At 69.9% G+C, this 11,668-nt stretch carries 11 protein-coding genes, 1 tRNA gene and 1 riboswitch; of the genes, 1 reads left to right on the top strand and 11 read right to left on the bottom strand.

Annotated features, from left to right (window positions below; all coding sequences use genetic code 11):
- The 8 genes from ACFJGV_RS16505 to ACFJGV_RS16470 form a co-directional block, all read right to left on the bottom strand.
- Nucleotides 1–951: a carbohydrate ABC transporter permease gene (locus tag ACFJGV_RS16505; RefSeq protein ID WP_378145108.1), complete on the bottom strand. Its 951-nt coding sequence runs from the start codon at nucleotides 949–951 to the stop codon at nucleotides 1–3.
- Nucleotides 951–1,883 (bottom strand): carbohydrate ABC transporter permease, encoded by a 933-nt coding sequence (locus tag ACFJGV_RS16500; protein WP_378145106.1) that lies wholly within the window; start codon nucleotides 1,881–1,883, stop codon nucleotides 951–953. Before ACFJGV_RS16500 ends, ACFJGV_RS16505 begins: the two co-directional genes overlap by 1 nt.
- 25 nt (nucleotides 1,884–1,908) lie before the next feature.
- Nucleotides 1,909–3,171, bottom strand: a complete 1,263-nt coding sequence (locus tag ACFJGV_RS16495) for an ABC transporter substrate-binding protein (RefSeq protein WP_378145104.1) — start codon at nucleotides 3,169–3,171, stop codon at nucleotides 1,909–1,911.
- A 173-nt stretch (nucleotides 3,172–3,344) separates the two neighbouring features.
- Nucleotides 3,345–3,848 carry a hypothetical protein gene (locus ACFJGV_RS16490; RefSeq protein WP_378145103.1) on the bottom strand — a complete coding sequence of 168 codons (504 nt, stop codon included), beginning with the start codon at nucleotides 3,846–3,848 and terminating at the stop codon, nucleotides 3,345–3,347.
- 26 nt (nucleotides 3,849–3,874) lie between these two features.
- Complete coding sequence (locus ACFJGV_RS16485; RefSeq protein ID WP_378145101.1) at nucleotides 3,875–6,679, bottom strand: hypothetical protein; 2,805 nt, start codon at nucleotides 6,677–6,679, stop codon at nucleotides 3,875–3,877.
- Between the two features lie 33 nt (nucleotides 6,680–6,712).
- Complete coding sequence (locus ACFJGV_RS16480) at nucleotides 6,713–6,970, bottom strand: hypothetical protein (protein ID WP_378145099.1); 258 nt, start codon at nucleotides 6,968–6,970, stop codon at nucleotides 6,713–6,715.
- Complete coding sequence (locus ACFJGV_RS16475) at nucleotides 6,967–7,428, bottom strand: hypothetical protein (RefSeq protein WP_378145097.1); 462 nt, start codon at nucleotides 7,426–7,428, stop codon at nucleotides 6,967–6,969. Before ACFJGV_RS16475 ends, ACFJGV_RS16480 begins: the two co-directional genes overlap by 4 nt.
- A 119-nt stretch (nucleotides 7,429–7,547) precedes the next feature.
- Nucleotides 7,548–7,637, bottom strand: a tRNA-Ser gene (locus tag ACFJGV_RS16470).
- 75 nt (nucleotides 7,638–7,712) lie between these two features.
- Here ACFJGV_RS16470 and ACFJGV_RS16465 point away from each other — a divergent pair.
- Nucleotides 7,713–8,453: a glycosyltransferase family A protein gene (locus tag ACFJGV_RS16465; RefSeq protein WP_378145096.1), complete on the top strand. Its 741-nt coding sequence runs from the start codon at nucleotides 7,713–7,715 to the stop codon at nucleotides 8,451–8,453.
- 135 nt (nucleotides 8,454–8,588) lie between these two features.
- Here ACFJGV_RS16465 and thiD read toward each other — a convergent pair whose 3' ends face one another.
- From thiD to thiM, 3 genes are all read right to left on the bottom strand, one after another.
- The gene (gene thiD, locus ACFJGV_RS16460; protein ID WP_378145094.1) at nucleotides 8,589–10,118 is read right to left on the bottom strand and encodes a bifunctional hydroxymethylpyrimidine kinase/phosphomethylpyrimidine kinase; all 1,530 of its coding nucleotides are present in this window, start codon (nucleotides 10,116–10,118) and stop codon (nucleotides 8,589–8,591) included.
- Nucleotides 10,115–10,774 carry a thiamine phosphate synthase gene (gene thiE / locus ACFJGV_RS16455; protein WP_378145092.1) on the bottom strand — a complete coding sequence of 220 codons (660 nt, stop codon included), beginning with the start codon at nucleotides 10,772–10,774 and terminating at the stop codon, nucleotides 10,115–10,117. The genes thiD and thiE overlap by 4 nt, the downstream gene beginning before the upstream one ends.
- Nucleotides 10,771–11,589: a hydroxyethylthiazole kinase gene (gene thiM / locus ACFJGV_RS16450; protein WP_378145091.1), complete on the bottom strand. Its 819-nt coding sequence runs from the start codon at nucleotides 11,587–11,589 to the stop codon at nucleotides 10,771–10,773. Before thiM ends, thiE begins: the two co-directional genes overlap by 4 nt.
- Nucleotides 11,572–11,663: riboswitch (TPP riboswitch) on the bottom strand. Its footprint overlaps the gene before it by 18 nt.
- Nucleotides 11,664–11,668: the final 5 nt, after the last annotated feature.

Genomic DNA, 11,668 nt, shown 5'->3' with positions numbered 1-11,668 from the left:
TCACCCCTTCGTCGCCCCGGCGACGAGGCCGCCGATGATGTGCCGCTGCATGATGATGAAGAACACGATGATGGGCGTGATCGCCAGCAGCAGCGTCGGGAAGACGACGGTGTAGTCGGTGGAGAACTCCCCGACCGCCGCGTACACCCCGGTGGTCACCGTGTAGATGCCCGAGCTCGTGCCGAGGATGATCTGCGGGCTGACGAAGTCGTTCCAGACCCCGATCGAGTTGAGCACCACCACGGTCGCGACCACCGGGCGCATGATCGGGAAGATGCACGACCAGAACGTCCGGATGCGCCCTGCGCCGTCGAGCGCGGCCGCCTCGTCGATGTCGCGGGGCACGGTGCGGAGATAGGCGCTGAACAGGAAGATCGTCACCGGCAGGGTCGCCGCCGTCTCGAACAGGACGAACCCGGGGATGGTGTTGATGAGGCCCAGCACCCGCAGCACGAACACCACCGGGATCAGCGTCACCTGACCGGGGATGAACAGCCCCGAGACGAAGAGCAGGAGCAGCCCCATGTGCCACTTCTTGCGCCCGCGAGCGATGACGTAGGCCACCGGCGCCGAGAGCAGGATGCAGAACAGGTTCACCAGCACGACGAAGAGCAGCGTGACGCCGTAGGCGGCGATCACGTTGAACTTGCTGCTCGTGATCGCCTCGCCGAGGTACTGGAGGGTGAAGGTGGTCGGCGAGATGGCCAGCGGGTTCTGGACTATCTCCTCCTGCGACTTGAAGGCGCTGATGACGAGGACGTAGAGCGGCACGAGCATGACCAGGGCGGTCGCTCCGAGCGCGATCCACCGTACGATCGCGCCGATCGGGGAGCGGCGCCCGGTGCCCCGGGACGCCGTGCGCCTCTCGGGCCCGCCCGTCGCCGTCGCCGGTGTCTCGGTGAGGAGCGCCTCGGCACCGAGGTTGGGGGTGTCCTGCAGCGGTGTCGTCATCAGTCGGTCACCTTCCGCTCCGCGCCCCTGCGGGCGAACGTCACCGCGAGTCCGATCGCGGCGGTGATGATGAGCAGCACCACCGACTGCGCCGCTCCGAGCCCCAGCTTCGACTGGGCGAACGAATCCTTGAGGATCTGGTACACGATGGTCTGCGTCGAGGCGGCGGGCCCGCCGTCGGTGAGCGCCAGGACCACGTCGTAGACCTTCAGCAGCCCGACCAGCGTCAGGACGAGGTTCACCGTCACGACCGGAGCGATCATCGGCACCGTCACGCTGCGGAACTGCTGCCACCTGCTGGCGCCGTCGACCGTCGCGGCCTCGTAGAACTCCGTCGGGACCGACTTGATCCCGGCGATGTAGAGGATCATGTTGAAGCCGAAGTGGGCCCACACGATCGTGAGGATGATGGTCCCCTTGGCGAAGGTCGGGTCGGTGAGGAAGGGGACCGGACCGACGCCGAGCCCGCCGAGCAGCCCGTTGACGGCGCCGTGGGGTGCGAGCAGGGCCGACCACAGGAATCCGATGATCAGCGCGCTGATGATGTACGGGTAGAAGAAGATCGTGCGGAGCACGGTGTTGGCCCGGCCCGCACCCGAGATGAGCGCGGCCAGTGCCAACCCGATCCCGTTGCAGAGGATCGTGCCGGCCACCGCGACGATCGCGGTGAAGACCGCGGCGTCGATCGTGCGCGGGTTGCGGAAGGCGAACTGGTAGTTCTCGAACCCGATGAAGTCGAACCGCAGACTGTAGCCGTTCCAGTCCGTCAGGCTCAGGACGAACGCCAGGATCATCGGGATGATGAACATGGCGATGAACACGATCACCGCGGGGGCCGCCATCACCAGGCCGGCCACCCGGTCGCCCCAGCGGACGCTGGGGCGACGGCGGGCGGGGGCATCGTGGACCCGCGCCCGGGGGGCGGTGGTCACAACGTCATCGGTCAGCATGGCGGTCTCAGCGGGCGTTCGCGGCGAACCAGTCGTCCATCGCCTTGTTCACATCAGCGGCCGATGTGCCGCCGAGGAGCGCCTGAGTCTGGGCGTTGATCTCGGTCGAGTATCCGCTCGGGAGCGTGCGCTCGCCGTAGCCCTGGCCGGTGGGCGTGTACGCGTCATCCGGAGTGTCGGAGACGATCTGCAGCAGCTCGGTGCCGAGGTCGCCCATCTCGTACTCGTACCCGGCGCGGTAGTTGCCGTCGACCTTCAGCTGATCGAGGATCGCGTCCTTGTCGGTGACCAGCCATTCCACGAGCTTGGCCGCCGCATCCTGGTGCTCCGACGACTTCATGATCACGTACGGGCTCGCGATGTTGGCGCCCATGGCAGGCTGGTCGGTGCCCTTGAACGCGGGCGCCCGGAAGACCCCGATGTTCGCCGGCGACGCCGCGGCAGTCTCGCTCGCGACGAACCAGCTGCCCATCGGATAGAGCGCGGACTTGCCCGCCAGGAAGTTCTGCTCGGCGTCGGCGTACTTGATGCCCAGGGCGTCGTCGTTGACGTAGCCCTTCGCGATCCAGTCCGCGTACTCGCTGACCGAGTCGCCGTAGGTCTGGCTGAAGGTGAGGTCGCCGTCGCTCATGCGCTGGTACCAGTCGTCGTTGTCGGCCACCACGGTCGGCAGTGCGACGGTCTGCAGCGCGTAGCTCGACATCCAGTCACCACCGGTCTGGATGCCCGTCCACCCGGCGTCCTTGAGCTTCGCGAGGTCGTCGGAGAGCTCCTCCACCGTGGTGGGGGTCTCCGTGATGCCCGCCGCGGCGAACGCATCCTTGTTGTAGAACCAGAGGCTCTGCACCTGGAGGCCGATGCCGGCCATGTAGTACTTGCCGTCGATCGTGTACTGGTCGGCCAGCGGAGCCTTCGTGGCCCAGTCGTACTGCGACAGGTCGACGAGCTCGGGCGCGAGCTCGGTCGAGGGCGGCAGCGACTCGACGACGTCGGGCGCCTGTCCGGCCGCCAGCAGACGCGGCACCGCGGCCGCGACACCCTCGGCGCCCGGGTTCACGATCTGCACGTCGATGTCGGGGTTGGCCTCCTCGAACGGCTTCACCAGCTCGTTCCACCACTCCTCCGTGAGGTTGGGCGTCACGTTCACGAGCAGACTCACGGTCTGCTTCCCGCCGGCGTCCCCGTCCCCCGACGAGGCGGCGCAACCGCCCAGCCCCAGGCCGACCACCGCGAGGGTGCCGACCGCGATCATTGTTCGCCTGCCGATCATCATTGATCCTCTCCCGCGCACGACCTCCGTGACGCCGGATCCGACAATAATCGATAATCGCTTATGGCGCAACGCTGCACGCGCGGCCGGGGACCGCGTAAGCGGACGACGACGGCCCCCGAGCTCCTCCTAGGAGGTGCCGGGGGCCGTCGAGGTCGAGAAGGACGCCCGCGTCACTCGGTCTTCAGCGTGACGCCGAAGTCAGCGCACATCGACACGACCGTGAGGTACGAGTCGAGGTAGGCGTTCACCTCGTCTGCAGTCGAGGACGCGCCCGGGTAGGTGGTCGCCGCGAACGCCTGCATCGTGCTGTCCGCCTCTGCGTAGCGTTCGCCACCCGCGGCCGCCTGCGCGGTCAGGGCCGCTGCCTGCGTGCGGGCGGCGAGCCAGCCGTCGCGGCCTTGGTCGTACCCGGTGTTCAGCGTGTCGCAGGCTGCCGTGATGTCGGCGTCCGGATCCTGCGTTCCCGGGGTGGGCTCAGCGGTCGGAGCCGGTGTGGAGGTCGGCGTCGGTTCAGCCTCGGGACTCGACGTGGCCGTAGCTGTGGCCGAACCGACCGGGACACCGCCTGATCCCCCCGCGCACGAGCTGAGCAGAAGGGCGGCGACAGCGATGGCGGCGGTCGCCGCGAGAGCGCGGCCCGCGTTACGGCGCGGGATGAGGTCTCGGATGGTCATGGTCACTCCTGTTCGATGGTCGCGGCTCAGACGGTGACGGTTGCGCACTGCAGCACGGGATTGACGCTTCCGGACCCTTGGTTTATCGCGAAGATGCAGACCAGGTTCGACCCCTTCGCCGCCTTCACCGTCGTGGAGTAGCCATGCTTCGGGCCGTAGAGCGGATACACCGCCGCGACGTCAGGACGGGACTGATTCGCCGTGATCGCTGTGCCGACCCCGTTCACATAGACGTGGACGGGGATAGCGGAAGCGACATCCGGATCGATCGCCCATCCCGCGACGGTGATCGAGCCGTTCGACACCGTGATCGAATCGACCGATCCGAAGGGATCGCCACCCGGCACGCGCACTTGATCGCACCGCAGCAGCGGGTTGCCACCCTCACGTACCTGAATCGCGAAGACGCAGACCTGGTGGTCTCCGGGGTCAGCACTCACGGGGATGGAGAAGCCGTGTTTCGCACCGTAGCCGGGGAAGGCCGCAGCGATGTCGGGGCGATTGCCTGCCGCGGAGTACGACCCGCGCCAGGTGCCGTCGATGTACACATGGATGTCGATCGGATTCGGCGTGTCAGGATCGAGCGCCCAGCCCGTCACCGTGATCGTGCCGAACCCGGGGCTGACGAGATCGACGACCCCGACCGGGGAGCCGGAGGCGTTCGAGACGGACCTGCACGCGAAGAGAGTGTTCGCGTCTCCGCCCACCACATCGATACCGAACACGCAGATGTCGCTGGTTCCGATCGGCACACGGATCCCGGAGATGTCGAACCCGTGTTTCGCGCCGTATCCGGGATACGCGTTACCGACGTCGGGACGAGACGCGTCGGCCTTGTATGCCCCGTATCCCGCGCCGTTGACGTAGACGTGCACCTCGGTCGGGGCCGTGCTGTCCGGATCGATCGACCAGCCCTTCACGGAGACCGTTCCGTTGAGGTTGACGACATCGAGGCTCCCGATCGGCGAGGCCGTGGGAACGGTCAGGTCGCGGCAGCCGAGTGACGCATCCTTGCCGCCACCGACGTTGACCGCGTAGAGGCAGAACTGGGTGGTTCCAGGACCGGCCGCCACCGAGAAGTCGAACCCGTGCCGGTCTCCGAAACCTGGATACGCGCCGGCGACGTCAGTGCGACTCGCATCGGCCACGAAGGTGCCCGCGAGGGATCCGGTTGTGGACGTGCCGCCCTGGTACACCCGGATCACGAGTGCCGTGGTGGGTTGATCGGCATCAACGGCCCAACCCACGAATCGTGCGGTCAGCGGGCTGGCCGTAGCGGAATCCAGGCTTCCCACAGCGTCGCTCGAGGCAGGAAGAGAGAAGCAGCCTATTTCGGGCCCTCTACTGCCGGAGGGCATATCCGTTCCGTAGGCGCACACACGGTTCGCCCCTTGGACGCCACGGATGGTGGTGTCGAAACCTGCTCGCCCGCCGTACCCAGGGTAGAGGGCCGCGACATCGTCGCGCTGGTTCTGCGCCTTGGCACTCCCCGCGGACGCGCCGTTCACCGTGAACACGACATCGATCGGCGAAGTCGAATCGGGATCGAAAGCCCAACCGGTCACCTTGATGTCGCCACCGCTGCCCGACCGGACCGCGCTGTCGAATCCTCCAAGGGGCGATCCCGTCAACACGGTCACCGTCGAACATCCGATCTCTGTTCGACCACCGCCGCCCGAGTCGACCGCCAGGGTGCACACGCGGTTCACGCCCGGTGCCGCAGGTGCGAAGGTGCTGTAGCCGTGCTTGTTACCGATGCCGGGGAACAGCGCAGCGATGTCGGGGCGATCACCGCTGGCCGTCGTGGACGCCTTGACGACGCCGTTGACGGTCACATCGACCGCGATCGAGGAGGCGGTATCGAGATCGACGGCCCAGCCGGCCACCTTCACCCCGCCTGCGGTGGCCTGCACCGAGTCCTGCACCCCGATCGGGAGCCCGGCCGCAGACGTCACCCGGAGCCCGCCCGAAGACTGGCCGATGTCGACGTGGAGGTGGTTGCACGCGTCGGCGAACTCGTTCGTGAGGTTGTCATACCCGAGGGATCTCATCGACGGCCGCCCGTAGCATCCCTGTTGACCGAGGTGCGTGTTCGCGGGCATGAACTGGTTCATCAGTGCGAGCAGCTGGTTGCTGCCGTCACCCCAGCCGTTCGTGCGCTGCGTGCCGACGCGTCCGAAGTCGACGGCGACCGCGGGAATGCGACAGTGCCAGGGGCTCGGCGGGTGGAACTCGCCCGTGCAGTTGTACTCTCCGTCGTTGGCGCACCACCGGTTGAGGTCGTTGATCTTCGCCGTGCCGAACGCCTTGACCGAGACCACGAGGGTCTGCAGGACCCGGGGATCGATGTCGCAGCGCGGATCGACCGTGCCGTTGGCGATGGGCACGATCTCGTTCGCCCAGATCTCGTCGATCGTGGAGTCGACCTGGAATCGTCCCTGATCACGGGCGGTGAGCAGCCACTGCGCCAACTCACGCGAGCTGGACGGGACACCCGTGCAGGCGGTGCCACAGCCCGCGACGTCACCCGCAGCGACGACGGCACCCGGAGCCAGCGCACCGAGAGCGGGCGACTCCGCCGCGAAGCCGGGCTCCGCGGCGAGGGCAGGCTCGACCGCCTGGCCGGATGCCATCGCGGGGTCCACCGCTGTCGCCGGCGCAGTCACAGTCGACGCAATCACTGCGGGCGTCGATGACGGGGCCAGCACGAACGCGGCGAGCACGCCGAGAATCACGACCGCGCGCACTGCGAAAGACAACATTCCCTCACCTTCCCGCCTCGAGCTTAGGCCACCGCGACCGCTTTCCCTATCGCCCGCGCCGGAGCGCATCGACCTCCGGTTCGGGCGAGCTGAGACCTGCCATCAGGTCTGGGCGTTGGGGCGGCGGGTGTAGTAGATCGCGGCGACCGCGTGCCAGAGACTCAGCGCCAGGGGCAGGGCGATGGCGACCCAGCGCAACCACTCGACGGGCTCGCCGTCGCGGAGGCTCGTGACGGTGCTCAGCCCCGCCGCTCCGGCGACGACTGCCCAGACGATCATCTGGATGACCGCGCTCCTGCGGTGACGGGTGGGCAGCCACCTCGGCGGGCGGCGCGGGCCGTCACCCTGCTCGTCGTTCACGCGGCGCTCGACCGGACCTCGCCGGCGCCCCGCCGCCCGGTGATCACGCCGTCGCGTCGGCGCCAGAGCCCGACGTAGCCGAGGAAGATCGCCGTGCCCGCGGCGAAGGTCGTCACGATCAGCGTGTTCGTGTGCCCGTCGCGGGCCTGATCGCACGCCAGGTCGACCCGGAGCGACTCGATGTCGTTCTTCAGGACCTGAGTGTTGAACGTCAGCATGTTCGGATCCCCGGAGACCTCCTGTCCCGGGTTCACGGTGGGCGCCCCGAATCGCGACGGTCCGGCGTTGGCGCAGGTGAGGGTCCTGTACCCGTCCGGTGCGTCGTCAGCGGCCAGTCGCACCGTCGGGGTGAAGAACCAGGCGATCACCACCACCACGAGCGCGCCCAGGACGACGAGGAGGTAGACCGGGCGCTTCCACCGGCCGGTCGGGGCGGGGGTCTGCTGTGCTTCAGTCATTGCTCTGATCCCTTCGGGGCTGGACGATCGGATGTCGTCGAACTCACCGGGGAGACACGGCCGCATCCCCCCGAATGCAGAAGACCCCCGGAAGCACTGGGCTTCCGAGGGTCTTGCTCTGGCGGTACCGGTGGGATTTGAACCCACGGTGGAGTCACCCCCACACATGTTTTCGAGACATGCTCCTTCGGCCGCTCGGACACGGTACCGGGGTCGAGTGTACGCGAGCGTCGCAACGGACGCCAATCGGCGAGCCCGAGAGGGTGCGCCGCTATCCTGACGTCATGGGTGTCGCGATCACGGTCGTCATCCCGTGCCGCGACGATGCGCCCTATCTCGCCGCCGCGCTCGACGCCCTGGCACGGCAGACACGCCTCCCCGACGAGATCGTGGTGGTCGACAACGGCTCGAGCGACGACACCGCCGAGGTGGCCCGCGCGCACGGTGCGCGGGTGGTCGACGAGCCGATCCAGGGCATCCTGCGAGCCACCGCCGCGGGCTTCGACGCCGCGACCGGCGACGTGCTCGCCCGCATCGACGCCGACTCCATCCCGCCCGTCGACTGGCTGGCGCGCGTGGGGGCGGCGTTCGAGGCACCGGATGCGCCCACCGCGCTGACCGGACCGGGCCGCTTCTACGAGGTCTCCCGCGCCGGGGCCTGGGCCGGCGAGCACCTCTACCTCGGCGGGTACCGCTTCTGGCTCACCCTCTTCCTCGGGCACGCGCCCCTCTTCGGGTCGAACCTGGCGCTGACCCGCGAGGCGTGGCTGCGCATCCGCGACACCGTGCATCGCGACGAGCGGCGGGTGCACGACGACCTCGACATCGCGTACCACCTCACGCCCGACATGACCGTCCGCTACGACCGCACCCTGGTGATGCCGATCTCCGGCCGCCCGTTCCACACGGCGAGCGGGCTGGGGCGGCGACTCGGCTGGGGCTTCCGGACGATGGCGGTCAACGCCCGGGGGCAGTGGCCGTGGCAGCGGTGGTCGCGACGGCGCCGCGCCCGCCGCACGCCTTAGCCTGGCGCCACGCCCCTGGCGCCACACGCCGACGGCGCGCCGCGCCCAGCGCCCTAGCCCGGCGCGCGCCCGCGGCGCGGTGGGCCTGCCGCGTCAGCCCCGCGCGCGTGCCCGCGGCGCGCCGTGCCCGATGCGTCAGCCCTGCGCGCCGACGCCGAGGCTCCGCTCGAGAGGCGCCGCGAAAAAGGCGTGCTCGAGCTCCGCCGACCGCCGGAAGGCCTCCCGCATGGCCTCCCGCCGCTCCGCGCCCTGCCCTGCGGCGGCCGCCATCGCGAGCTCGATCGCGCGACGGGTCGACACCTCGAACGCCGTGTCGGCATAGGTGTCGAGCCACGACCGGTACGGATGCTCGGCATGCGAGAGCGGATGCAGTCGCGTCCCGACGTCGTGATAGAGCCAGAAGCACGGCAGCACCGCCGCGATGAGCACCGCGTAGTCGCCCCGGGAGGCGACCGCATGCAGGTGGTCGAGGTACGCGGTCGTCGTCTCGCTCGGGTGCGCGTCGCGGAGGTCGTCCTCGCTGACCCAGCTCTCGTGCAGCTGCAGCTCGGCGGCGACCGCCCCGTGCGCTGACTGAGCCCAGAACGCCTGCTCCGCCGTCGTGGGTGCGAGGCTGCTGGCGACCGCGAGCACGCGGGAGTACTCGCGGAGGTAGATCGCGTCCTGCGCGAGATACCAGACGAAGGCGCCCCGGTCGAGACCGCCGTCGCCGAGGGCGCGGACGAACGGCAGGTCGTCGATGCCCTCCCGGATCCCGCGGATGTGCTCCCACCACTCGGCCTGGACCTCGGTCGGCAGGGGACGGGTGTCGAACCCGCCCCGGGCCCACAGGCCGGCGAAGTGGCTGACCGGTCCGCGTCCGGAGCCGACGTCGAGGTCGGCCCCCTCGCGGATGCTCTCGGCGAGCCACCGCTTCGACTCCGCCACCGCGACGCCCCAATCCTTCGAGCGGACATAGCGGGTGGCGATCGCGGAGGAGAGCGAGCATCCGGTCCCGTGCGTATTGGTGGCGTGGATGCGGGCGCCGGCGAACTCGGCGACGGTCGCGGTGCCGTCCCGTGCGTCGACGAGGGCGTCGGGAACCTCGTCGCCGGCGAGGTGCCCGCCCTTCGCGAGCACGATCACACCGTGACGCTCGGAGACGCGCACGGCCTGGGCGAGGACGCCGGGCCACTCCTCGGCGACGTCCTCCCCGGCCAGGATCGCGAGCTCGGGGATGTTCGGGGTCACCACGTCGGCGCGTGACAGGAGATCGCGGAGCGCCTGCTCGGCGGTGTCGTCGAGGAGACGGTCGCCGCTGGTCGCGACCATGACGGGGTCGAGCACCACCACCGCCGGCCGCACACGCTCGAGCCAGGCGCGCACGGTCTCCACGACCTCGGTCGTGCCGAGCATCCCGATCTTCACGGCGTCGATCTGCACGTCGTCGGAGACGGCGTCGAGCTGCTCGGCGAGGAACGCCGTCGACGGGACGTGCACGGAGCGGACACCGTGGGTGTTCTGCGCGACGAGGGCGGTGACGACCGCCATCCCGTAGCCGCCGTTCGCGGCGATGCTCTTGAGGTCGGCCTGGATGCCCGCCCCACCGGTGGGATCCGTGCCCGCGATGCTGAGCACCCGCGGCACCCGCGGCACCCCCCGCACCCCCGGCGCCCGCGCGGTCACGACTCCGCTCCCCACGCCGCACGGAGTCGCCGGGCGGCGTCGGCGGGATCCGGCGCCGAGCAGATCGCCGACACCACCGCGGCCCCGGCCGCGCCCGCGGCGCGCATCCTCGGCAGGTCCGCCTCCGCGACCCCGCCGATGCCCACGGCCGGCAGCGCGCTGGCCGCCACGAGCCGGGCGAACTCGTCGTGACCGAGTGCGGCAGGCGCATCCGTCTTCGTCGTCGTCGGATGCAGCGCCCCGATGCCGACGTAATCGACGCGCGAGGGATGCTCGGCCGCGGCGCGGAGCTGCCCGACCGTGGAGGCGCTGAGCCCCAGGATCGCATCGGGCCCGATCAGCTCGCGGACCGCCTCGACGGGCAGGTCCGCCTGACCGACGTGCACGCCGGCCAGGCGTGCCCCCGCCGCACGGGCGGCGAGGAAGACGTCGACGCGGTCGTTCACCAGCAGGGCCACCCTCTCGGGCAGACGGTCCGCGAGGCGGACGACGGTGGAGAGGAACTCGAGTGCTGACGCATCCTTCTCCCTCACCTGCACCGCCGTCACGCCGGCGTCAGCGTCGGCCGCAGCAGCGACGAGGTCGACGAGGTCGTGCCCCGCGGCCGCGGCCAGGCGGGAGTCGGTCACCAGGTAGATCGACAGATCGGCGTTCACGACAGCACCGCTCTGCGACGGATCTCGTCGGCGTCGACGGCCGCGAGCGCGTCGAGCATCTCGACGCCGAAGCTGCCCGGCCCGGAGGCGCGGGCCGCCGCCAGCTCGGCCGCGACCGTGTAGACGGTGATCGCGGCGACCGTGGTGGCGAAGCGGTCGTCGTCGACAGCCGCGAAGGCCGCCATCACCGCGCCGAGGGCGCATCCGCCACCCGTGATCCGGGTGAGCAGCGGATCGCCGTTCGCGATGCGGAGGACATCCCGCCCGTCGGTGACGACGTCGACGGGCCCGGAGACCGCGACCACTGCCCCGGTGCGCTCGGCCAGCGATCGCGCCACGGGCAGCGCGGCCTCCACTCCGTCGGACGCGTCGACCCCGCGTCCGCCGGCCCCGGCGCCCGCCACCGCGATGATCTCCGACGCGTTCCCCCGGATGACGGTGGGCCCGAGGTCGCACAGCGTCGCCGCGAGCGCCGTCCGCACCGGCAGGGATCCGACCGCCACCGGGTCGAGCACCCACGGCGTGCCCGCCTCGCCCGCGGCGGCGACCGCCTCGAGCATCGCGTCGCGCTGCTCGGCGGTCGGGGTGCCGAGGTTGACGAGGAGACCGGAGGCGACCGTGGCGAACGGTCCGGCCTCGCCCGGGATGTCGACCATCGCGGCCGAGGCTCCCAGCGCGAGCAGCGAGTTGGCGGTGACGTTCACCACCACGCTGTTGGTGATGCACTGCACGAGCGGCGTGCGTGCGCGGACCTCCTCCAGCGCGGAGCAGGTGAGATCGAGCAGGTCTTCAGGCGTGCGCGTCAAGAGCGACATCCCTTCGCTAGTACGAACTAGATCAGGTTCGACGGGTGTGTTCTCAGCCCCGGAGGGCACCCCGTGTCACGTGTGATCC

Source organism: Cnuibacter sp. UC19_7 (genome assembly GCF_042699995.1).
Taxonomy (GTDB): domain Bacteria; phylum Actinomycetota; class Actinomycetes; order Actinomycetales; family Microbacteriaceae; genus Cnuibacter.
This window is presented reverse-complemented; position numbering and strand designations above follow the sequence as displayed.